Source organism: Streptomyces sp. CA-251247, from assembly GCF_050952975.1.
Taxonomy (GTDB): Bacteria; Actinomycetota; Actinomycetes; order Streptomycetales; family Streptomycetaceae; genus Streptomyces; species Streptomyces achmelvichensis.
In genome coordinates, this window is record NZ_CP191861.1 from 6,139,655 (window position 1) to 6,162,597 (window position 22,943).

At 71.4% G+C, this 22,943-nt stretch carries 18 protein-coding genes and 1 riboswitch; of the genes, 12 read left to right on the plus strand and 6 right to left on the minus strand.

The window, feature by feature from the left end:
• The first annotated feature begins 26 nt into the window (after positions 1-26).
• Positions 27-1,163 carry a citrate synthase/methylcitrate synthase gene (locus tag ACQPWZ_RS27270; RefSeq protein WP_433572607.1) on the plus strand — a complete coding sequence of 379 codons (1,137 nt, stop codon included), beginning with the start codon at positions 27-29 and terminating at the stop codon, positions 1,161-1,163.
• Between the two features lie 52 nt (positions 1,164-1,215).
• Positions 1,216-2,298, plus strand: a complete 1,083-nt coding sequence (locus ACQPWZ_RS27275; protein WP_340475858.1) for a CobW family GTP-binding protein — start codon at positions 1,216-1,218, stop codon at positions 2,296-2,298.
• A 33-nt stretch (positions 2,299-2,331) separates the two neighbouring features.
• On the opposite strand, the gene ACQPWZ_RS27280 is transcribed toward ACQPWZ_RS27275, so the two are convergent.
• Complete coding sequence (locus ACQPWZ_RS27280) at positions 2,332-4,782, minus strand: DNA gyrase/topoisomerase IV subunit A (protein WP_433572608.1); 2,451 nt, start codon at positions 4,780-4,782, stop codon at positions 2,332-2,334.
• 164 nt (positions 4,783-4,946) lie between these two features.
• On the opposite strand from ACQPWZ_RS27280, the gene ACQPWZ_RS27285 reads away from it, so the two are divergent.
• From ACQPWZ_RS27285 to ACQPWZ_RS27300, 4 genes are all read left to right on the plus strand, one after another.
• Positions 4,947-6,299, plus strand: coding sequence for a M16 family metallopeptidase (locus ACQPWZ_RS27285; RefSeq protein ID WP_340475860.1), 1,353 nt, complete (start codon positions 4,947-4,949; stop codon positions 6,297-6,299).
• A 26-nt stretch (positions 6,300-6,325) separates the two neighbouring features.
• Positions 6,326-7,693 (plus strand): M16 family metallopeptidase, encoded by a 1,368-nt coding sequence (locus ACQPWZ_RS27290; RefSeq protein WP_405576008.1) that lies wholly within the window; start codon positions 6,326-6,328, stop codon positions 7,691-7,693.
• 267 nt (positions 7,694-7,960) lie between these two features.
• Positions 7,961-8,132, plus strand: a riboswitch (cyclic di-AMP (ydaO/yuaA leader).
• A 13-nt stretch (positions 8,133-8,145) separates the two neighbouring features.
• On the plus strand, positions 8,146-8,937 hold the full coding sequence (locus tag ACQPWZ_RS27295; protein ID WP_340475862.1) for a M23 family metallopeptidase: 792 nt from the start codon (positions 8,146-8,148) through the stop codon (positions 8,935-8,937).
• 324 nt (positions 8,938-9,261) lie between these two features.
• Positions 9,262-9,939, plus strand: coding sequence for a GntR family transcriptional regulator (locus ACQPWZ_RS27300; protein ID WP_433572609.1), 678 nt, complete (start codon positions 9,262-9,264; stop codon positions 9,937-9,939).
• A gap of 207 nt (positions 9,940-10,146) precedes the next feature.
• Here the strand turns inward: ACQPWZ_RS27300 and ACQPWZ_RS27305 are convergent, their stop codons facing one another.
• Positions 10,147-10,428: an HPr family phosphocarrier protein gene (locus ACQPWZ_RS27305; protein ID WP_340475865.1), complete on the minus strand. Its 282-nt coding sequence runs from the start codon at positions 10,426-10,428 to the stop codon at positions 10,147-10,149.
• Between the two features lie 163 nt (positions 10,429-10,591).
• On the opposite strand from ACQPWZ_RS27305, the gene ACQPWZ_RS27310 reads away from it, so the two are divergent.
• From ACQPWZ_RS27310 to ACQPWZ_RS27325, 4 genes are all read left to right on the plus strand, one after another.
• Positions 10,592-13,462, plus strand: a complete 2,871-nt coding sequence (locus ACQPWZ_RS27310) for a GNAT family N-acetyltransferase (protein ID WP_433572610.1) — start codon at positions 10,592-10,594, stop codon at positions 13,460-13,462.
• 37 nt (positions 13,463-13,499) lie between these two features.
• Positions 13,500-14,084, plus strand: coding sequence for a DUF5998 family protein (locus ACQPWZ_RS27315; RefSeq protein ID WP_327679420.1), 585 nt, complete (start codon positions 13,500-13,502; stop codon positions 14,082-14,084).
• Complete coding sequence (locus ACQPWZ_RS27320; RefSeq protein ID WP_356704324.1) at positions 14,084-15,319, plus strand: alkaline phosphatase family protein; 1,236 nt, start codon at positions 14,084-14,086, stop codon at positions 15,317-15,319. Before ACQPWZ_RS27315 ends, ACQPWZ_RS27320 begins: the two co-directional genes overlap by 1 nt.
• Positions 15,320-15,386: 67 nt before the next feature.
• The gene (locus ACQPWZ_RS27325; protein ID WP_313943644.1) at positions 15,387-16,052 is read left to right on the plus strand and encodes a thymidine kinase; all 666 of its coding nucleotides are present in this window, start codon (positions 15,387-15,389) and stop codon (positions 16,050-16,052) included.
• Here the strand turns inward: ACQPWZ_RS27325 and ACQPWZ_RS27330 are convergent.
• Complete coding sequence (locus ACQPWZ_RS27330; RefSeq protein WP_340475868.1) at positions 16,027-16,794, minus strand: VOC family protein; 768 nt, start codon at positions 16,792-16,794, stop codon at positions 16,027-16,029. The two genes, ACQPWZ_RS27325 and ACQPWZ_RS27330, sit on opposite strands and share 26 nt — an antisense overlap.
• Before the next feature lie 224 nt (positions 16,795-17,018).
• On the opposite strand from ACQPWZ_RS27330, the gene ACQPWZ_RS27335 reads away from it, so the two are divergent.
• The gene (locus tag ACQPWZ_RS27335) at positions 17,019-17,846 is read left to right on the plus strand and encodes a sulfurtransferase (protein ID WP_433572611.1); all 828 of its coding nucleotides are present in this window, start codon (positions 17,019-17,021) and stop codon (positions 17,844-17,846) included.
• Between the two features lie 78 nt (positions 17,847-17,924).
• On the opposite strand, the gene sepH is transcribed toward ACQPWZ_RS27335, so the two are convergent.
• The gene (sepH, locus tag ACQPWZ_RS27340; protein WP_340475870.1) at positions 17,925-18,962 is read right to left on the minus strand and encodes a septation protein SepH; all 1,038 of its coding nucleotides are present in this window, start codon (positions 18,960-18,962) and stop codon (positions 17,925-17,927) included.
• A gap of 482 nt (positions 18,963-19,444) precedes the next feature.
• Between sepH and ACQPWZ_RS27345 the strand changes: the two genes are divergently transcribed.
• Positions 19,445-20,290, plus strand: a complete 846-nt coding sequence (locus tag ACQPWZ_RS27345) for a hypothetical protein (protein ID WP_433572612.1) — start codon at positions 19,445-19,447, stop codon at positions 20,288-20,290.
• Between the two features lie 64 nt (positions 20,291-20,354).
• Here ACQPWZ_RS27345 and ACQPWZ_RS27350 read toward each other — a convergent pair whose 3' ends face one another.
• Both ACQPWZ_RS27350 and ACQPWZ_RS27355 read right to left on the minus strand, forming a co-directional pair.
• On the minus strand, positions 20,355-21,677 hold the full coding sequence (locus ACQPWZ_RS27350) for a D-arabinono-1,4-lactone oxidase (RefSeq protein ID WP_433572613.1): 1,323 nt from the start codon (positions 21,675-21,677) through the stop codon (positions 20,355-20,357).
• A complete protein-coding gene (locus ACQPWZ_RS27355; RefSeq protein ID WP_433572614.1) occupies positions 21,634-22,881 on the minus strand; it encodes an MFS transporter in 1,248 nt (415 codons plus the stop codon). Before ACQPWZ_RS27355 ends, ACQPWZ_RS27350 begins: the two co-directional genes overlap by 44 nt.
• Positions 22,882-22,943 lie beyond the last annotated feature (62 nt).

Below are 22,943 nucleotides of genomic sequence, written 5' to 3' on the forward strand. Positions count from 1 at the left end.
AGTCGAATCAATTCAAGGAGGCTGTTATGCAGATGGACGTACCGCGCGGACTCGCCGGGGTCGTGGTCACCGACACCGCACTGGGAGATGTCCGGGGGCGGGAGGGCTTCTACCACTACCGCCAGTATTCGGCCGTCGAGCTCGCGCAGAGCACCGGGTTCGAGGACGTCTGGCATCTGATGTTCTACGGAGAACTCCCGGACGCCGACCGGCGCCGGGCCTTCCTCGCCGAGACGGCGTCCTTGCGCCGGCTGCCCGACGACGTGCGGGCGGCACTGCCGGCGATCGCCCGTTCCAGCGCGCCGTCCGGCCCGCTCGCCGGGCTGCGGACGGCGCTCTCGCTGCTTGGTGCCGCCTCCGGGCTTCGGCCGGTCTACGACCTCGACACCGAGTCCCGCCGCAGGGACGCGCTGACCGCATGCGCCGCCGTGCCGACGCTGCTCACCGCGCTCTACCGGCTGGGCCGCGGTCTCGAACCGGTCGAACCGCGCGAGGACCTGCCGTTCGCGGCCAACTACCTCTACATGCTGTCCGGTTCGGAGCCGGAACCCGCCCGGGCCAGGGCGATCGAGCAGTACCTCGTCTCCACCGTCGACCACGGCTTCAATGCCTCCACCTTCACCGCCCGGGTCATCGCGTCCACGGGAGCGGACCTGGCTGCCTGCCTGGTCGGCGCGACGGGCGCGCTCTCGGGCCCTCTGCACGGCGGCGCCCCGAGCCGGGCCCTGGACACCCTCGATGCCATCGGCACCCCGGACCGCATCGACCCCTGGATCCGCGAACGGGTCCTCGCGGGCGAACGCATCATGGGCTTCGGCCACCCCGTCTACCGCACCGAAGACCCGCGCTCACGCATGCTGCGGGGCATCGCGGAGAGCTTCGGCGGCCCCCTGGTGGAGTTCGCGGTCCAGGTGGAGTCACAGGTCGAAGCGATCCTGGCGGAGCTGAAGCCGGGCCGGGAGCTGCATACGAACGTGGAGTTCTACGCGGGCGTGGTCATGGAGCTGTGCGGTCTGCCCAGGGAGATGTTCACGCCGACGTTCTGCGCGGCGAGGGTGGTGGGCTGGAGCGCGAACATTCTGGAACAGTCGGAGGACTCCAAGATCATTCGCCCCGCGGCGAGGTATGTCGGGCCGCCGCCGGTGCTGCCGCAGGCGTCCTGAAGGGCCGTGCCCGGCCCGGAGTTGTCGGCCGCGTCCACTACGCTCGACCCCCATGACCAGCAAACCCGTGCCCGTCATCGTCCTCGCGGGCTTCCTGGGATCCGGCAAGACCACCCTGCTCAACCACCTTCTCCGCGCGAGCCGTGGCACCCGTATCGGCGTCGTCGTCAACGACTTCGGGGCCATCGAGATCGATGCCATGACCGTGGCCGGGCAGCTCGGGGACTCCACCGTGTCCCTCGGGAACGGGTGTCTGTGCTGTGCCGTCGACGCGAGCGAACTCGACGTCTTCCTGGACCGGCTCACCCGCCCCGACGCCCGCCTCGATGTCATCGTCATCGAGGCGAGCGGGCTCGCCGAGCCGCAGGAACTCGTACGGATGGTGCTCGCCAGTGAGAACGAGCGTGTCATGTACGGCGGGCTCGTCGAGGTCGTCGACGCGGCCGAGTTCGACGCCACCCTGGAGCGGCACCCCGAGATCGCCCGGCACCTCGGCATCGCCGATCTCGTCGTGCTCAACAAGGCGGACCGGGTCGACGAGGCGGCCGGGCAGCGGCTGAGGGAGCGGATCCGCGGGCTCGGCGGCGGGGCACTGGTCAGCGCGACGTACGGGCGGATCGACCCGGAACTGCTCTTCGAGTGCCGGCCCCGCGGCGAGCGCGTCGGCCAGCTCTCGTTCGAGGACCTGCGCGAGGAGGACGAGGACGGCGACGGGCACCAGGACGGCGCCGGCCACCCTCATGGGCAGGCGCACGACGGCCATCTGCATGCCGCCTACGAGAGCGTCTCCTTCACCGCGGACGAACCCCTGCACCCGCGCCGGCTGCTGGACTTCCTCGACTCACGGCCCGAAGGCCTGTACCGCATCAAGGGATTTGTCGACTTCGGCGCTCTCGATCCGCGCAATCGCTACGCCGTCCACGCCGTCGGCCGGTTCCTCCGGTTCCACCCGGAGCCCTGGCCGGTGGGCGAGCGGCGGCAGAGCGGGATCGTCCTGATCGGCTCGGGGATCGACACCGCTGCCCTGCGCAAGGAACTCGACGCCCTCCCCGTGGCCGGGCCGCAGGACACCCCCGATGAACACACCATGTGGGGCGTCCTGCGCTTCGTACCGGACGGGCCGGAGGGCTCGTAAAGCCCTCCGGCACGTCATGCGGCAGAGCCTCGATCAGCTCGACGGACCGGCCAGCACCGCCACCGGCGACGGCGGCGGGGTGCCCGAGCCGTCCCGGCGCGGGTCCAGATCCGGGAGCCGCGCCGGTGAGCCGTTCGGCTGGGCCGCCCGGACCGGATTCGCGCCCGCCCAGGCCAGCAGCAGGATGTCCTCACCCTTCAGGAAGCGCTGGCAGCGCACGCCTCCGGTCGCCCGCCCCTTGCGCGGGTACTGGTCGAACGGCGTCATCTTCACCGTCGTGATCGAGTCGTCCAGCGCGCCCGTCGAGCCCGCGGCCGTGAACACCACCGCGTCCGCGGCCGGGTCCACCGCGGTGAACGAGATCACCTGTGCGCCGTCCGCGAGCTTGATACCGGCCATGCCGCCCGCCGCCCGGCCCTGCGGCCGCACCTGCGACGCCTGGTAGCGCAGCAACTGGGCGTCGGAGGCGATGAAGACCAGGTCCTCCTCGCCGGTCCGCAGCTCGACGCCGCCGACGATCCGGTCGCCCTCCTTGAGGGTGATGACCTCCAGCTCGTCCTTGTTCGCCGGATAGTCGGGCACCACCCGCTTGACGACACCCTGGAGTGTGCCGAGCGCGAGGCCCGGGGACGACTCGTCGAGCGTGGTCAGGCAGATCACCGTCTCGTCCGTCTCCAGCGAGAGGAACTCCGAGAGCGGCGCACCTCCCGACAGGTTCGGCGCGGACGCGGTGTGCGGCAGCTGTGGCAGGTCGATCACCGAGATCCGCAGCAGCCTGCCCGTCGACGTCACCGCTCCCACATCGCCTCGCGCGGTCGCGGGGACGGCGGAGACGATCACGTCGTGCTTGGAGCGCTTGACCTCGTCGTCCGGGATCGGCTCGCCGGTGACGGTACGCGCCAGCAGTCCGGTCGAGGACAGCAGCACCCGGCACGGGTCGTCGGCGACCTCCAGCGCCACCGCCGCGACCGGCGTGGCGCCGGTCTCCAGCAGCACCGTGCGCCGGTCGGTGCCGAACTTCTTCGCCACCGCGGCCAGTTCGCCCGAGACCAGCTTCCGCAGCTCGGCGTCGGACTCCAGGATCGCCGTCAGCTCGTCGATCTCGGTGTTCAGCCGGTCGCGCTCGCTCTCCAGCTCCAGCCGGTCGAACTTGGTCAGCCGGCGCAGCGGGGTGTCGAGGATGTACTGGGTCTGGATGTCGCTCAGCGAGAAGCGCTCGATCAGCCGCTGCTTCGCCTCCGCGGAGTTCTCGCTGGACCGGATGAGCCGGATGACCTCGTCGATGTCGATCAGGGCGACGAGCAGGCCCTCGACCAGGTGAAGCCGGTCGCGGCGCTTGGTGCGGCGGAACTCGCTGCGCCGGCGCACGACCTCGAAGCGGTGGTCGAGGTAGACCTCCAGCAGCTCCTTAAGCCCCAGCGTCAGCGGCTGGCCGTCCACCAGCGCCACGTTGTTGATGCCGAAGGACTCCTCCATCGGCGTCAGCTTGTAGAGCTGCTCCAGGACGGCCTCGGGAACGAACCCGTTCTTGATCTCGATGACCAGGCGCAGGCCGTGCGCACGGTCGGTGAGGTCCTTGACGTCCGCGATGCCCTGGAGCTTCTTCGCGGCGACGAGGTCCTTGATCTTCGCGATCACCTTCTCCGGGCCCACCGTGAAGGGCAGTTCGGTGACGACGAGGCCCTTGCGGCGCGGCGTGACGTCCTCGATCGTGACCGTGGCACGGATCTTGAAGGTGCCGCGGCCGGACTCGTACGCGTCCTTGATGCCCGTGAGGCCCACGATCCGCCCGCCGGTCGGCAGGTCCGGCCCCGGGACGTACCGCATGAGGGTCTCGAGGTCCGCGCCCGGGTGCTTGATCAGATGGCGGGCCGCGGCGATGACCTCGCCCAGGTTGTGCGGCGGCATGTTCGTCGCCATGCCGACCGCGATCCCGGACGCGCCGTTGACCAGAAGGTTCGGGAAGGCTGCCGGAAGAGCGACCGGTTCCCGCTCCTGGCCGTCGTAGTTCGGCGAGAAATCGACGGTGTCCTCGTCGATCGACTCCGTCATCAGCGACGTCGCGTCGGCCATCCGGCACTCGGTGTAACGCATCGCCGCGGGCGGGTCGTCATTGCCGAGCGAACCGAAGTTTCCGTGCCCGTCGACCAGGGGCACCCGCATGGAGAAGGGCTGCGCCATCCGCACCAGGGCGTCGTAGATCGAGGCGTCGCCATGGGGGTGGAGCTTGCCCATCACCTCGCCGACGACACGTGCACACTTGACGTATCCGCGGTCGGGCCGCAGGCCCATCTCGTTCATCTGGTAGACGATGCGGCGGTGCACCGGCTTCATGCCGTCGCGGGCGTCGGGCAGGGCGCGCGAGTAGATCACGGAGTACGCGTACTCGAGGAAGGAGCCCTGCATCTCGTCGACGACGTCGATGTCGAGGATCCGCTCCTCGAAGTCGTCGGGCGGAGGGGTCTTCGTGCTGCGGCGGGCCATCGCGGCTGCTGCTCCTTCACGTACCGGATCTGGATCTGACGCGGACCATTGTGGACCGTCCCACTGACAACGCAGACCACGACCCGGGAACTTCGCCAGGTGTCAGCCCGCTTGCATACAGTGGCAGCACTCTCCATATCGCGATCGAAGGGACGTACATGCCCATGGGTCACACGGCCACAGCGCAGGCCGGCTCCGGCGGCCTGACAGCGACTGAGCATCGGCTGGCCAACGGCTTGCGCGTGGTGCTCTCCGAGGACCACCTGACCCCGGTCGCCGCGGTCTGCCTCTGGTACGACGTGGGCTCGCGCCACGAGGTCAAGGGCCGTACAGGGCTTGCTCACCTCTTCGAGCACCTGATGTTCCAGGGCTCGGGCCAGGTGAAGGGGAACGGTCACTTCGAGCTCGTGCAGGGCGCCGGCGGCTCGCTGAACGGCACCACCAGCTTCGAGCGCACCAACTATTTCGAGACGATGCCCACCCACCAGTTGGAGCTGGCGCTCTGGCTGGAGGCCGACCGCATGGGCTCCCTGCTCGCCGCCCTCGACGACGAGTCCATGGAGAACCAGCGCGATGTCGTCAAGAACGAGCGCCGTCAGCGCTACGACAATGTGCCGTACGGCACGGCGTTCGAGAAGCTGACCGCCCTCGCCTACCCCGAGGGCCACCCGTACCACCACACCCCGATCGGCTCGATGGCCGACCTCGACGCCGCGACCCTCGAGGACGCCCGCGCCTTCTTCCGTACGTACTACGCGCCGAACAACGCGGTGCTGTCGGTCGTCGGCGACATCGACCCGGAGCACACGCTCGCCTGGATCGAGAAGTACTTCGGCTCCATCCCCTCCCACGACGGCAAGCAGCCGCCGCGCGACGGCTCCCTGCCGGAGATCATCGGTGAGCAGCTGCGCGAGGAGATCCGGGAGGAGGTCCCGTCGCGTGCGCTGATGGCCGCCTACCGGCTCCCGCACGACGGCACCCGCGAGGCCGACGCCGCCGACCTGGCGCTCACCGTCCTCGGCGGCGGCGAGTCCTCCCGGCTGCACAACCGTCTGGTGCGGCGGGACCGTACGGCCGTCGCCGCCGGGTTCGGCCTGCTGCGTCTGTCCGGTGCCCCCTCGCTCGGCTGGCTGGACGTGAAGACGTCCGCCGGCGTCGAGGTCCCGCAGATCGAGTCCGCCGTCGACGACGAGCTCGCGCGGTTCGCCGCCGAGGGTCCGACGCCTGAGGAGATGGAGCGCGCGCAGGCGCAGCTGGAGCGCGAATGGCTGGACCGGCTCAGCACCGTCGCCGGCCGCGCCGACGAACTGGCCCGTTACGCCGTGCTGTTCGGCGACCCGCAGCTCGCGCTGACGGCCGTCAACCGCGTGCTGGACATCACCGCCGAGGAGGTGCAGGCGGTCGCCCAGGCCCGGCTGCGCCCCGACAACAGGGCGGTGCTGGTGTACGAACCGGTCTCCGCCGACCAGGACGACCAGGACGACCAGAGCAACTCGGAAGAAGGGGCGGACCAGTGAGCGACGCCGCCGTGCCGTTGACCGCCATGACGTTCCACCCGCAGCCGCAGGCGGGTACCGCCAAGCCGTGGGCCTTCCCCGCGCCTGATCGCGGCACCCTGGACAACGGTCTGACCGTGCTGCGCTGCCACCGCCCCGGCCAGCAGGTCGTGGCCGTCGAGATCTCTCTCGACGCCCCGCTCGACGCCGAGCCGGAGGGCCTCGACGGCGTCGCCACGATCATGGCGCGCGCCCTGTCCGAGGGCACCGACAAACACTCCGCCGAGGAGTTCGCCGCCGAGCTGGAGCGCTGCGGGGCCACCCTCGACGCGCACGCCGACCACGCCGGAGTCCGGGTCTCGCTGGAGGTGCCGGTGTCCCGGCTGCTCAAGGCGCTCGGGCTGCTCGCCGAGGCGCTGCGCGCGCCCGCCTTCGACGACAGCGAGGTCGAGCGGCTGGTGCGCAACCGGCTGGACGAGATCCCGCACGAGATGGCCAACCCGGCCCGCCGCGCCGCCAAGGAGCTGTCCAAGCAGCTCTTCCCGGCCTCGCTGCGGATGTCGCGCCCGCGTCAGGGCTCCGAGGAGACGGTGGCCCGGATCGACGCCGCGGGCGTCCGGGCGTTCTACGACGCCCACGTCCGGCCCGCGACCGCGACCGCGGTGATCGTCGGCGATCTCACCGGGGTCGACCTCGACGCCGTGCTCGCCGAGACCCTCGGCGACTGGACGGGCGACACCGCGGAGTCCCGGCCCGTCCCGGCGATCACCGCCGACGACACGGGCCGCGTGATCATCGTGGACCGGCCCGGAGCCGTACAGACGCAGCTGCTCATCGGCCGCGTCGGCCCGGACCGCCACGACCGCGTCTGGCCCGCCCAGGTGCTCGGTGCGTACTGCCTCGGCGGCACGCTCACCTCGCGTCTCGACCGCGTGCTGCGCGAGGAGAAGGGCTACACCTACGGCGTACGGGCCTTCGGCCAGGTCCTGCGTTCGGCGCCCGACGGCACGGGTGCCTCGATGCTCGCCATCAGCGGGTCGGTGGACACGCCCAACACCGGCCCGGCGCTGGACGATCTGTGGAAGGTGCTGCGCACGCTGGCGGCCGAGGGCCTCACCGACGCCGAGCGCGATGTGGCCGTACAGAACCTGGTGGGTGTCGCCCCGCTGAAGTACGAGACGGCCGCGTCCGTCGCGAGCACGCTCGTCGACCAGGTGGAGCAGCATCTGCCCGACGACTACCAGGCGCAGCTGTATGTGCGGCTGGCCGAGACGGGCACGGTGGAGGCGACGGCCGCGGCCGTCAGCGCTTTCCCCCAGGACCGTCTCGTCACGGTGCTCGTGGGTGACGCGTCCGCGATCGAGGAGCCGGTCAAGGCGCTCGGTATCGGCGAAGTGACGGTTGTCACCGGCTGATTGAGGCCGTCGGCCCGCCCCTGCCTCTCGGCGGAGCTGCCTCTGCCTCCCGGTGGAGCAGTCTCCGCGGTCCGGTGGAGCGGTGGGCGCGGCCAGGGAACCCCGGCATCACCCGATGCCGGGGTTCCGCTGTTTGCCCGATTTGCTGCGGGGCTTCCCCTCTGCCCTGTGGCATGCGCTACAAACAGGGCTGTCTGTTTGGTGATTGAAAGTAGCCACGCTTAGCGTCGGTCCGGCTGTTCGCCAGTACCGCCGCATCCGCGGCACGGACAGCCATCGCCGAGTCCCCGTCAGGCGCGAGCCTGGGGAGCCGGGGACCCACACGAAGTCCCTGGGGTGAATCGGATGCCTTCGCGGCTGTGCTGCGGCGGAGGCGCCCGTAGGAGACCTTCCTGCTCCGAACCCGTCAGCTAACCCGGTAGGCGAGAAGGAAGGAAAGGACCAGCCACTTCATGGCGTTCGCCCGTCCCACCGGGAAGCACCGTGCCCCGAGCCGTATGGCGCGCAAAAGCGCGAGCATCGCCGGCGTCGCGGCCCTGGCCACCACCGGCGTCATCGGAACCCTCGCCTCTCCGTCGCTGGCCGCCGAGACCGGAGCCGCCGCTCCCGAGTCCGGCACCGTCACTCTCGAGAGCACCGGCCTGAGCACGGCCGTCGCCGCCGACTCGCTCGCCACCGAGATAGCCGACCAGGCCGCGGCCCAGGAGCAGGAGGCCGAAGAGGCCGTCGCCCGCGCCAAGGCCGCCGCCGAGGCCAAGCGCAAGGCCGAGGCCCGCGCCAAGGAGGCCCGCGAGGCCCGGGAGCGTGCCGCCCGCGAGGCCGAGCGCAAGCGCCTGAACGCCTTCGTGTCACCCGTCTCCGGCTCGTACGTCTCCACCGGCTACCAGGCCGGGGGAGCCGTCTGGTCCTCCGGCAGCCACACCGGCATCGACTTCCACGCCGCCACCGGCACCCCGGTGCACGCGGTCGGCGCGGGCACCGTCGTCGAGGCCGGCTGGGGCGGCGCCTACGGCAACAACGTGGTGATCAAGATGAAGGACGGCTCGTACACCCAGTACGGCCACCTCTCGTCGCTGAACGTGTCGGTCGGCGAGACCGTCACCCCGGGCCGGCAGATCGGCCTCGCCGGCTCGACCGGCAACACCACCGGACCGCACCTGCACTTCGAGGCCCGCAGCGGCGCCGAGTACGGATCGGACATCGACCCGGTCGCGTACCTGCGCTCGCACGGCGTCACCATCTGAGCCGCGTGACCGCCTGATCGCTCGACCGTCTGAACGGCTCGACCGTCTGAAAACGGCTTGGGCGGCCGAGAGGCGCCGCGCGCCCGACGTCCGCGTACCGCACCCAAGGCCCCGGCCCACCGCCGGGGCCTTCCGTGTGCGCCGATGTATGTGTGCCGGTGTGGGTATGCCGGTGTGGGTATGCCGCGCGGTGTACGCCGGTAACTGGCCAAAAGATATCCATGAATGCCCGCCGGGCATCGGAAAATGTGGACCGCTGCAATAGAGTCACCGAACGGTCGTCAATCGGCTGCGTTTCGCGCGGATTAAAGCGGAGGTTCGGTCATGCGCATTCCCGCGCACTCGGTATGCACGGCGATCCGCGACGACATCGTCTCCGGTGTGTTCCGGCGCGGCAGCAGACTCACCGAGGAGCAGCTGGCCCGCCGTTACGGTGTCTCCCGCGTCCCGGTGCGCGAGGCCCTGCGGACCCTGGAGTCGGAGGGCTTCGTCACCACCCGGCGTCACGCGGGCGCGTGTGTGGCGGAGCCGACCGAGCGGGAGGCGGCCGACCTGCTGGAGGTGCGGATGCTGCTGGAGCCGCTGGGCGCTGCCCGGGCGGCCCAGCGGCGCACCGAGGCCCATCTCAAGGTGCTGCGCGGCCTGGTGAGGCTGGGCCAGGAGCGCGCCCGCCGTGGTCAGGGTGAGGATCTGCGCTCGCTCGGCGGCTGGTTCCACGAGACGCTCGCCCAGGCTTCCGGCAGCCCGGGCCTGATCGCTCTGCTCACCCAGCTGCGGCACAAGATCGCCTGGATGTACGTCGTGGAGCAGCCGGCCGCGCCCGTCGAGTCGTGGGCCGAGCACGGCGCGATCGTGGATGCCGTCGCGCGGGGCGACGCCGAACGGGCCCGGGCGCTGACCGCCCTGCACACCGAGCGGGCGGCTGCCGCGCACCGGCTGCGGATCACGGAACACGTGAGGACTTCGCAACATCCCGTAAACACCGCGAGCGTCCGCAATTAACAGTCGCGCCGTATACAAAGAGGGAGTTGTTTGCAGGGCTTCTTTCCGGCTGCCCGAATTCCTTTCACAGGATCGGAATGGCAGGGCAATGTCGTCCATATGGCCAGGACGCCCGGGAAATCGCCGAGAGTCGGGCGGCGAAATGCAAGAGCCGCGGCCTCCCGTATTCGGGATGCCGCGGCTCCTTGCCGCAGGACCGTCGGGTGGTCAGACGGTCTCGGGAAGCTCGTCGAGGCCCTCGGCCACCAGCTTGGCGAGCCGGTCCAGGGCGGCGTCGGCGCCGTCCGCTTCGGAGGCCAGCACGATCTCCTCGCCACCCTGGGCGCCCAGGCCGAGCACGGCGAGCATCGACGCGGCGTTGACCGGGTTGCCGTCGGCCTTGGCGATCGTCACGGGGACGCCGGAAGCCGTGGCGGCACGGACGAAGATGGAAGCGGGGCGGGCGTGAAGGCCCTCGGCCCAGCCGACGTTGACGCGGCGCTCAGCCATGGTGTTGCCCTTCAAGTCTTAGCGGTTGTCTAGACCAGTCTCTCATGTGCGGTCGCGGGTCGGCACCGGCCCCGGGTCCGACCGCGGACGTCTGCGGGCCATCCTCAGACTGCCGCGCCCCAACACCCTCCGCGACCGGTGATCGCGCCGTACGCTTTCTGCCATGCAGACCCAGCCGGACCACGCCTACCCCGCTCACTGGGAAGCAGACGTGGTGCTGCGCGACGGAGGCACCGCGCGCATCAGGCCGATCACCGCCGAGGACGCGGATCGCCTGGTCAGCTTCTACGAACAGGTCTCGGACGAGTCGAAGTACTACCGCTTCTTCGCGCCCTACCCCCGGCTGTCCGCCAAGGACGTCCACCGGTTCACCCATCACGACTACGTGGACCGGGTGGGTCTCGCGGTCACGGTCGGCGGCGAGTTCATCGCGACCGTCCGCTTCGACCGGATCGATCCCACGGGACGCCCGGCGAGCGCGCCGGCGGACGAGGCCGAGGTCGCGTTCCTGGTCCAGGACGCGCACCAGGGACGGGGCGTGGCATCCGCCCTGCTCGAACACATCGCGGCGGTGGCCCGGGAGCGCGGCATCCGCCGCTTCGCGGCCGAGGTGCTGCCCGCGAACGGCAAGATGATCAAGGTGTTCCGGGACGCCGGCTACACCCAGAAGCGCAGCTTTGAGGAAGGCTCCGTCCATCTCACCCTCGACCTCGAACCGACGGCGGAGTCCCTCGCGGTGCAGCGCGGCCGCGAGCAGCGTGCGGAGGCGCGCTCGGTGCAGCGGCTGCTCGCGCCGCGCTCGGTCGCGGTCATCGGCACCGGCCGGGCGCCCGGCGGGGTGGGCCGTACGGTGCTGCGCAATCTGCTGGGGGCGGGCTACACCGGCCGTACGTATGCGGTGAACCGGGCCTTCGCCGAGTCGCAGACCGAGCTGGAGGGCGTGCCGGCGTTCCGCTCGGTCGGCGAGATCGTGGCCCGGACGGCGGAGCCGGTCGACCTGGCGATCGTCGCCGTGCCCGCCGAACGGGTGCCGGAGGCCGTCGCCGACTGCGGTGAGCACGGCGTACAGGGCCTGGTCGTGCTGTCCGCCGGATACGCGGAGTCGGGGGCGCAGGGCCGGCTGCTCCAGCGGGAACTGGTGCGCCAGGCACGGTCGTACGGCATGCGGATCATCGGCCCGAACGCCTTCGGCATCATCAACACCTCGCAGGCCGTCCGGCTGAACGCCTCGCTGGCGCCCGAGACCCCGGCCGCCGGACGCATCGGTCTGTTCACCCAGTCCGGGGCGATCGGCATCGCGCTCCTCGCGGGACTGCACCGCAGGGGCGCCGGACTCTCCTCCTTCATCTCGTCCGGCAACCGCGCGGACGTGTCCGGCAACGACTTCCTCCAGTACTGGTACGAGGACCAGGACACCGATGTCGTCCTGCTCTACCTGGAGACGATCGGCAATCCGCGCAAGTTCTCCCGCCTCGCCCGGCGCACGGCGGCGGTCAAGCCGGTCGTGGTCGTCAAGGGCGCCCGGCACAGCGGCAGCGAGCCGCCCGGTCATGCGGTGCCGGCGACCCGCGTCCCGGACGCGACGGTCGGGGCGCTGCTCCGCCAGGCGGGTGTGATCCGCGTCGACACCGTCACGGAACTCGTCGACGCCGGCATCCTCCTCGCCGACCAGCCCCTGCCCGCGGGCCCGCGGGTCGCCATCCTCGGCAATTCCGAGTCCCTCGGTCTGCTCACCTACGACGCCTGCCTCGCGGCCGGGCTGCGCCCGCTGCCCCCGCTGGACCTCACGACGGCGGCGACGCCGTCGGACTTCCGCTCGGCGCTGGCCCGGGCCCTGGCGGACGAGGGCTGCGACTCGGTGGTGGTGACGGCCATTCCGTGGGTGGGGGAGGACGGCGACCCGCAGGCGGGCGACGGTGAGGTCCTGGCGGCGGCGCTCCGCGACGCGGCCGCCACCGCCCCGGCGAAGCCGGTCATGGTGGTGCACGTCGAACTCGGCGGTCTCGCGGACGCCCTCTCGGCGGCGACCAGCACACGGACCGTCCCCGGACAGCCGCCTGCGGCCGCGCCGCCGGCCGAGGGCACCCCGGACACGCGCGGCCCCGCGGACGCGAGCGAGGCCGGCGGTGCCGCGCAGGACGCACCCGGTGCCCGGCCGACGGGCAGCCGCATCCCCGCCTATCCCGCGGCCGAGCGTGCCGTCCGCGCCCTGTCCGAGGCCGTCGGGTACGCCCAGTGGCGACGCCAGGCAGCCGAGCCCGGGCGCGTTCCCGAGTACGACGACATCGACGAGAGCGGTGCCGGTGCCCGGATCGAGGCGCTGCTCCAGGCCCCCGGGGACGCCCGGGGCATCACCCTCGCCCCGGCCGACGCCCACGATCTGCTCGCGCGGTACGGGATCCATGTGCGGCCGACCCTGCCCGCTCCCGGACCGGACGACGCCGTACGGGCCGCCGGCCGGCTCGGCTACCCCGTCGCGCTCAAGACCACCGCCCCCCATCTGCGGCACCGTGCCGACCTCGGCGGCGTGCGGCTGGACCTGGCCAACGAGGAGCAACTGCGGCAGGCGTACGCCGAGTTGACCGAGCTGCTCGGGAAGCCCGAGGAGCTCCAGCCGGTCGTGCAGGCGATGGCTCCGCGCGGCGTCGACACCGTGGTGCGTGCCGCCCTCGATCCCGCCGTGGGCGCGGTGCTCTCCTTCGGGCTCGCGGGCGCCCCCTCCGAGCTGCTCGGGGACACCTCGCACCGTCTCGTTCCGGCCACCGATCGTGACGCGGCCGAGCTGATCAGGTCGATCCGCAGCGCCCCGCTGCTGTTCGGCTGGCGGGGTTCGGCGCCCGTCGACACCCCTGCCCTGGAGGAACTGCTGCTCCGCGTGTCACGACTGGTCGACGACCATCCGGAAGTGATCGGGATCAGTCTTGAACCGGTCGTCGTCGCTCAACACGGGCTCACGGTCCTCGGCGCGTCCGTACGCCTCGCCCCACCCACCACCCAGAGCGACCTGGGACCCCGACGACTCCCCAGCTACTGAACGCTCACCGCTGTCGGGGCCCCGTAGGATGGGCCCCATGGCGAAGACCGGTACGACGACCCAGGGGCTGCGCGCGGCGATCGAGCGCAGCGGCTACTACCCGGCTCTCGTGGCCGAGGCGGTGGAGGCCGCCGTCGGAGGCGAGCAGATCGCGTCCTACCTGGTGCACCAGGAGACCACGTTCGACGCCAACGAAGTGCGCCGCCATGTGACGGTCCTCGTGCTGACGGCCAACCGCTTCATCGTGAGCCACACCGACGAGCAGGCCGCCGACACCAGCTCCCCGACGCCGTACGCCACCACCTCCACCGAATCGGTCAAGCTCAGCCGGATCTCGTCGGTCGTGGTCAGCCGGGTCGTCGCCAATCCGGAGTCGTACACCCCGGGCACCTTGCCGCGCGAGGTCGTCCTCACCATCGGCTGGGGCGCCGTATCCCGGCTCGACCTGGAGCCCGCCGCCTGCGGCGACCCCAACTGCGAGGCGGACCACGGCTACACCGGCAGCTCCACGGCGGACGATCTGAGTCTTCGGGTCAGCGAGGCGGGCGACGGACCCGACACGGTCCGCCAGACCCTCGCCTTCGCCCAGGCGCTCTCCGAAGCCACGGCAGCCACGCGCTGATGGCCCAGCCCGCTGCCTGGCGAGACGACTCGACCCCGACCCCGGAGCCTGTGGGCTGGGGGAACGCCCACCCCGCCCCGCTCGCCGTCGACACCGCGCCCGTGCCCGCCTACGGCACCGGCTCACTCGCCGACCTGCTGCCGACGCTCGCCGCCGGCCAGGGCGTCCCCGGCTTCACCCAGAGCATCCCCGAGCTCACCCCCGCCGACCGGAACTGCGTCTTCCTGATCGACGGCCTGGGCTGGGAGCAGATCAAGAACCATCCCGACGAGGCCCCGTACCTCACCTCGTTGCTCGGCACCTCGCGCGGCGGCACGGGACGTCCCATCACCGTCGGTTTCCCCGCCACCACCGCGACCTCGCTGGCCTCCGTCGGCACCGGCCTGCCGCCCGGCGTGCACGGCCTCCCCGGCTACACCGTCCGCGACCCCGATTCGGGCGCGCTGATGAACCAGCTGCGCTGGAAGCCGTGGACGCCGCCGAAGGTCTGGCAGCCGTACCCCACCGTCTTCCAGCTCGCGGACGCGGCGGGCGTGCACACCGCACAGGTCTCCTCACCCACCTTCGAGCAGACCCCGCTCACCCAGGTCGCGCTCAGTGGAGGAACGTTTCACGGACGGCTCGGAGCCGAGGAGCGGATGGACCTGGCGGCCGAGCAACTGGCCGCCGGCGACCGCTCGCTGGTCTACACGTACTACAGCGAGGTCGACGGCAAGGGCCACCGTTTCGGCGTCGACTCGGACGCCTGGCGCGGCCAGCTGATGTACGTCGACCGGCTGGTGCAGCGCCTGGCCGAGCAACTGCCGCCCCGCTCGGCGCTGTACGTCACCGCCGATCACGGCATGATCGACATCCCCTTCGACGAGCAGTCGCGCATCGACTTCGACGAGGACTGGGAACTGCGCGCCGGAGTCGCCCTGCTGGGCGGTGAGGGCCGCGCCCGTCATGTCTACGCGGTCCCCGGCGCCGAGGCCGATGTCCTCGCCGTCTGGCGCGAGGTGCTCGGCGAGCAGTTCTGGGTGGCGGGCCGCGAGGAGGCGATCGAGGCGGGCTGGTTCGGTCCCGTGATCGACGACCGCGTCCACGGCCGGATCGGCGATGTGGTGGCCGCGGCCTGCGACGACGTCGTGGTGACCGCCTCCGTCCGCGAGCCGAACGAGTCGGCGATGGTCGGGATGCACGGCTCGATGACCCCCGTCGAGCAGCTCGTGCCGCTGATCGAAGTACGCTCGTAGCCGTCCCGCTGCCCCCGTACCGCACCCCTGAACGACGCCCACAGACCCGAAAGGTCCTCAACCTCCCATGCCCGAGCTGGTGTTCTTCTCCGGAACCATGGACTGCGGAAAGAGCACCCTCGCTCTTCAGATCGAGCACAACCGGTCCACGCGCGGTCTTCAGGGCATGATCTTCACGCGCGACGACCGGGCCGGCGAGGGCAAGCTCTCCTCCCGGCTCGGCCTGGTGACCGACGCGGTCGAGGCCGCGGAGGGCTTCGACTTCTACGCGTACCTGGTCGAGAGCCTGTCCCAGGGCGGCCGTTGCGACTACGTGATCGCCGACGAGGCGCAGTTCCTCGCGCCGGAGCAGATCGACCAGCTCGCCCGTGTGGTGGACGACCTGGACCTGGACGTCTTCGCCTTCGGCATCACGACCGACTTCCGCTCCAAGCTCTTCCCGGGCTCGCAGCGGCTGGTGGAACTCGCCGACCGGGTCGAGGTGCTTCAGGTCGAGGCGCTGTGCTGGTGCGGCGCTCGGGCCACGCACAACGCCCGTACGGTCGGCGGGGTGATGGTCGTCGAAGGCGCCCAGGTCGTGGTCGGAGACGTCAACGCGGGCGACGAGGTCGGCTACGAGGTGTTGTGCCGACGGCACCACCGGCGCCGGATGACCGCCGCGAGCGCCCGTGCGGCGACGCTGTCCCCGGACGTCCTGCCGGTGGACGTCAACGGAGTGACCGTACGATCGTGAACACCGCGCCCTCCGGATCGGCGACCCTCGCGAGCCGTCCGTGGGGGCCGTCCGCGGGAGGTTCGAGGACCTGACCGCCGATCCTGGTGATCTGGCGTGCGGTCATGTCGGGGTCCTCGACCTCGAACCAGGTCATCCAGTGGCTGCCCCGGTCGCGGGTCCGGGACGGGACGCCGTGCAGAGCGGCCACGGGACGGCCGTCCAGGCAGAGCGTCACCCGGTCCTCGCCGGGATCGCCGTCGGGCTTGGCGTCGTAGCCGAAAACGGCCTGGTAGAACTTCGTGACGGACTGCGTGTCCGTGGTGAGCAGCTCGTTCCACACCGGCGTGCCATGTGTGCCGTGCAGAGCGGTGCCCGCGTGTGCGGCCGGTTGCCACAGACCGAACACGGCGCCCGCCAGGTCGGTCACGATCGCCATGCGGCCGGCGTCGCCGGCGTCCAGCGGGCCGACGCCCAGCGTGCCACCGCAGCTGCGGACCGCCTCCGCGGTCACATCCGCGTCGTCGGTCGCCAGATACGGCGTCCATGCGGTCGGCAGATGCCGGTCGACGGGCAGCCGCCCGATGCCCGCGACCTCGTTGCCGTCGATCAGGGCGCGGACGTACGGGCCGAGTTGCTGTGGCCCGGGCGAGAACTCCCAGCCGAACAGCTCGCCGTAGAAAGCCTGAGTCGCCTCAAGGCCGTGCACCATCAAGCTGACCCAGCAGGGTGTGCCGGGCGTGTGCCGAGTCGCCTCGGTCATTGTCTTCTCTCTCCTCGGACCATTGTGGTGGCCGTGCGGGGAACCGGATGGGCCGTTGTGCGGAACGGCCGGTCGCCCCAGCAGATGCTTGCACCCCGAAGCGTCCGACGCGCCCCGGCCGCGCCGGATTTGGCGGGTTCCCGATGGAGGATGCCCGTTTTGAGGCGGCACATCCGAATCAGCGGCGTTACGGGAGGGCCTGGTGCTGCGCGAGGATGGCTTTCATGAACCCCATCATCACTGCTGCCGATCTTGCGAGCGAGCTGGCCGGCCCCCGCCCGCCGGTGCTCCTCGACGTCCGCTACCAGCTCGGCGGGCCGCACGGGCGGCCCGACTACGACGCCGGCCACATCCCCGGCGCGGTCTTCGTCGACCTGGACGCGGAACTGGCCACCCCGCCCGGAGCGGCGGGCCGCCATCCGCTGCCCGATCCCTCGGTGTTCGGAGCGGTGATGCGCCGCGCCGGGGTCTCGGCCCACGCGCCCGTGGTCGCGTACGACGCGGCCCAGGGGTGGGCGGCCGCCCGCGCCTGGTGGCTCCTGCGCTGGACCGGTCACACGGAGGTACGGGTCCTGGACGGCGGCCTCGCGGCGTGGACCGGGCCGCTGGAGACCGCGGCACCGGAGCCCGCGGAGGGCGACTTCATGCCCGCCCCCGGTGCGCTGCCGGTCCTGACGGCGGACACCGCTGCCGCGCTGGCGCGCTCGGGCCTGCTCCTGGACGCCCGCGCGGGGGAGCGGTACCGGGGCGAGGTCGAGCCGATCGACAAGGTGGCGGGCCACATCCCCGGCGCGGTCTCGGCCCCGACGACCGAGAACCTGGACGACAAGGGCCGCTACCTGCCGCCCCAGGCGCTGGGGGCACGCTTCGCGGCGCTGGGAGCCGAACCCGGTACGGAGATCGGGGTCTACTGCGGATCGGGCGTCTCCGCCGCCCAGGAGATCCTCGCCCTGGAACTGGCGGGCTTCCACCCCGCCCTCTACGCAGGCTCCTGGTCGGAGTGGTCCCAGGACCCGGACCGCCCGGTGGCGACGGGCCCGGACAGGGGCTGAGGCCTCCGCCGGTATCCGGACGAGACATGCGAAGGGCCCGGCACCCACGGTGCCGGGCCCTTCGCGTCACCTCGCCTGCTACTCCTGCTTCTTGCGCCGCGTGCCGAAGACGATCTCGTCCCAGCTCGGGACCGCCGCACGGCGGCCCGGGCGGACGCCGTCCGCCTCGGCCTGGCGGTCCGTGGTGCCGGTCAGACGGTCGCGGTGGCCCGCCACCGACCGCGGCATCAGCACATCCGCGTACGCCGAACCCGCGCCGGCGGACGCCGCCGGGGCAACCGGCTCCTCCGCCTCGGGCTCCTGCACCGGCTCCGTCGGCGGCTCCGGCGGGGCCGGGCGCTCCGGCACCACCATGTCGCCGCGGAAGCTCGGCACCGCCTCCAGCAGACTCGTCAGCGAATCGCGCTCGCTGCTGCCGTTGCTGTTGTCCTCCGCCGACGGGGGCTCCACCGGACGCTCCGTGCCACGGTCCAGCGGCCGGTCCCTCGGCAGCCGCGCGATGCGCGGAACGAACGGAAAGCTCGGCTCCTGCGAGGCGATGGTGTCGTCGGTCTCGCCGATCAGTGCGCGCGCCTCGTCGTCGACGGCCTGGACGAGCCGCCGCGGCGGGTCGTACGTCCAGCTCGCCGAGTGCGGTTCGCCCGCCACCCGGTAGACCAGCAGCACTTCCCACGTGCCGTCGTCACGGCGCCACGAGTCCCACTGCACGGCGTCCTTCTCCGCGCCGCGCAGGGTCAGCCGCTCCTGCACGGCCTCGCCCAGCTGCGGTCCGGTGTTCTCGCCGGGGCGGCGCACGGGAGTCTTGCGGGCCCGCTCCGCCATGAACGCGCGCTCGGCGAGCACGGGCCCCTCGAAGCGGCGTACGCGGTCGACCGGGATGCCGGCCATCTGCGCGACCTCTTCGGCGGAGGCACCTGCGCGTATACGTGCCTGGATGTCGCGGGGACGGAGGTGGCTCTCCACCTCGATCTCGATCTGCCCGAGGCGGGCGCGGTCGTTGCGCACGGCGGCGCGCAGCCGCTCATCGATCGGAAGCGTGTATTCCGTGCTGTCCGCAGCCTTGAGCACCAGTCGTGTGCCGTCGTTGGAGACGGCCACGACACGCAGTTCGGGCATGGGGACCTCCCGGGTGGTGCCTGCCGACGTCACGTGCGTCGCTGCTTCCGCTAGTCGAGTGTGGCCTGCCCGGGTGCAGCCTGCCACAACCTTGCCGAGTTGCCCGGCGTGTCGGGCACAGGCCCTGGATCGCCGTTATGGCACGGTTACCTGTTCGGCACTCAGCGTGACCGTCGGTCACTCTGTGTGCAGGTTCCCGTGCGGTACCGCGGCGCCGCCGGATCGAGCGCCACATTCGGCCCCCTACCTGGGGTCCTGGCATCCACAAGGGACGCCGGGCCCAGGGCTCGCCACAGTACTCCATTCGGGCCATGTGGGTGGACTGCCGCGCCGCCGAACTTCTGCCTGCGTACGGCAGTTCGGGGCGGGGGCATGGGTGACGGGTGTCGTGATTCACAGAATCTTCCCAAAGGGAACTATTCACTTCGCTCGTTTGTCCTTCATTGGTACAGACGTGACAGAAGGGCAAGCAGGGACTGAGGATGCATCAGAAGCCGGACACCGGAGCACAGCGCACGCAAGAGGGAGGACAGCGACTGGACCTGAGCGTCCCGCAAGTGGCGGGCAGCGCGCTCGCGGCGATCGCGGCGGCGGTGCTCGCCTCCCAACTCGGCGTCTACGGCACGATCATCGGGGCGGGCCTCGTCAGTGTCGTCGCCACCTGTGGCGGCTCGGTGTTCCAGCACTTCTTCCGCCGTACCGGCGAGCAGATACGCGATGTCACGGTCCAGACGAAGCCGAAGGGCCGTCAGGTGCCGCTGCCTCCGGCCGATGACGCGACACAGATGCTCCGGCAGGTCCACCGGGAAGAAGGCCGCGAGGAGTTCAGCGCCGCGAGTACCCACGGCACCCGCGTCCGCGGCTGGAAACGGCCCCTCGTCGCGGCGTCCGTCGTGTTCGGGGTGGCCATGGTCGGCATCACCGGGTACGAGGTGGCCTCCGGGGCTGAACTCGGCGGCGGCAACGGCACGACCGTCGGCTCGGCCGTCCGCGGTGGAGGCAGCGGGGGCGGGGGCGGCGGGAATCCCGCGCCGGCCACCAGCCCGTCGCAGAGCCCCGACCAGGACCGCGATCAGCGGCGCTCTCCGGAAGGGGAGACGAACACGGGTCCCGACGGCGGCCGTTCACAAGATTCCGGGACCGGCAGGCAGGGCGACGACGCGGACACCGAGCCCACGTCCCCCGACTCGTCCCCGTCCACCGGCGACGACGGCAAGCAGAGCCCGACGCCCACGCCCACACCGACTCCCACGCCGTCCGCCTCCGCCCCGGACCCCGGTGCCGGCACCGGCACCGGCGCGGACGCGGGCACCGACGACGCTCGGTGAGCGGACCGCGGCACCGGCGACACCCGGTGAACGGACCGCGGCGACGGCGACACCCGGTGAGCAGTCAGTCGCCCAGGACCCGCCGCAGATAGTCGTTCCCGAACCGCCGCTCCGGGTCCAGCCGGTCGCGCAGCGCCGTGAACTCGCCGAAGCGCGGGTACACCTCGGCGAAGTACTCCGCGTCACGGGTGTTCACCTTGCCCCAGTGCGGCCGGCCGCCGTGCGCGGTCATGATCCGCTCGACGGCGGTGAAGTACGACTGGTACGGCGTCCCCCGGTACATGTGCACCGCGATGTAGGCGCTCTCCCGGCCCGAGGCCGTGGACAGCGTGATGTCGTCGGCCGGAGCCGTGCGGACCTCCACCGGGAAGCTGACCCTGAGCGGGGAGCGCTCGATCATCGCCTTCACCTCGCGCAGCGCCGCGACCGCGGTCTCCCGCGGGAGCGCGTACTCCATCTCCACGAAGCGCACCCGGCGCGGCGAGGTGAAGACCTTGTACGGGATGTCGGTGTAGGTGCGGGCGGACAGGGCCCGGCTGGAGACCTTGGCGATCGCGGGGATGGTCGCCGGTACGGCCCGGCCCACCGAATTGACCACCTGGAACAGCCCGTTGGAGAGCAGCTCGTCGTCGATCCAGCCGCTGACCGTGCCGGGAGGGGACGCCGGACCCATGCTGCGGTTGTTGCGCTTGGTGTTGCAGTTGCCGGTGTGCGGGAACCAGTAGAACTCGAAGTGCTCGTTCTCCGCGTGCAGCGCGTCGAACTCCGCGGTGACCTTGTCGAAGGTCATCGGTTCCTCGCGCGCCGTCAGCAGAAAGATCGGCTCCACGGCGAAGGTGATCGCGGTGATCACGCCGAGTGCGCCGAGACCGATCCGGGCCGCGGCGAAGACCTCAGGACGCTCCTTCTCCGAGCACGTCAGCAACGAGCCGTCGGCCGTCACCAGTTCGAGGCCCCTGATCTGGGCGGCGATCGAGGCGGACTCGCGGCCGGTGCCGTGCGTACCGGTGCTGGTGGCGCCCGCCACCGTCTGCTCCATGATGTCGCCCATGTTCGTGAGCGACAGGCCCTCCCGGGCGAGGGCCGCGTTCAGCCGCTTCAGCGGGGTGCCCGACTCGACCGTCACGGTCATCGCCGTGCGGTCGATGTGCCGGATGCCCGTGAGCAGGTCGGGCCGTATCAGCAGTCCGTCGGTGGCGGCGACCGCCGTGAAGGAGTGACCGGCACCCGCCGTCTTCACCCGCAGACCGGCCTCGGCCGCCTGCCGTACGACGTCCGCGACCTCCTCGGCCGATGCGGGGGAGGCCTCCCTGGCCGGACGAGCGGAGACGTTTCCGGCCCAGTTACGCCACGTGCGACTCGTGCTCGTCGTGCTGATCGTGCTCATCGGCCCGCCCCTCCCGCGTCGGCACCGGCCTGTTCAGCCGGCGATACCCCAGGAGCGCCACGACGGCCGCGACCGCTCCCGCGACAGCGGGCACCGCGTACCCCGCGTCCGCTCCGGCGGCATCCACCGTCCAGCCGGCGGCCGAGGAGCCGAGCGCCACTCCGACCGCGAGGCCGGTGCTGATCCAGGTCATGCCTTCGGTCAGTTTGGTGCGCGGTACGTGCGCTTCGACGAGAGCCATCGTGGTCACCATCGTCGGTGCGATGGACAGGCCCGCGACAAAGAGCGCCACGGCCAGGAAGGTGAGGCTCCCGGCCAGTTGGAGGGGGATCATACTCACGGCCATCGCGCAGACTCCCACCAGCCACCTCCGGCCGGCCGGACCCTTCAGGTGGAGCAGTCCGAACACGAGGCCCGCGACGCAGGAGCCGAGCGCGTAGACCGCCAGCACCACACTGGCCGCGGCCTTGTGCCCCTGCTCCTCGGCGAACGCCACGGTGACCACGTCGACCGCCCCGAAGATCGCGCCCGTGGCCACGAAGGTGAGCACCAGGACCTGAAGTCCGCCGGAGCGCATGGCCGAGGCCCTGGTGTGCTGCTCGCGCGGATGCGGCACCGGCTCGGTGGAGCGCTGCGCGGTCAGCCAGAAGACGCCGATGAGCAGCAGGGCCGCCGCCAGCAGCGGTCCCGCCTCGGGAAACCACGCCGTGGACAGACCGATGGAAACGATCGGACCGAGAACGAAGCACGCCTCGTCGATGATCGACTCCCATGCGTACGCGGTGTGCAGCGCGCGCGGCGAGCCACGGTAGATCGCGGCCCACCGGGCGCGGACCATCGAGCCCACGCTCGGCACGCACCCGGCCGCGGCGGAGAAGACGAACAGAGTCCAGTCGGGTGCACCCTGCTGCGCGCAGACCAACAGGCCCGCCACGGCGGCCACCGACGCGAGGGTGGCCGGGCGCAGCACCCTGGCCTGGCCGTGCCGGTCGACCAGCCGGGAGATCTGCGGGCCCATCACCGCGGCGGACATCGCCAGCGTCGCCGAGAGCGCGCCGGCCAGCCCGTAGCGGCCGGTGAGCTGGGAAATCATGGTCACGACGCCGATGCCCATCATCGACATCGGCATACGGCCGAAGAACCCCGCGAAGGAGAAACCCTTGCTGCCGGGGGCGGCGAAGATGGCGCGGTAGGGACTCGGCAACGGGGGGCTCCGTAAGGCGTATCAGTGACGTTGACAGATTACGTCCGCCGGCGGAGGCCGCG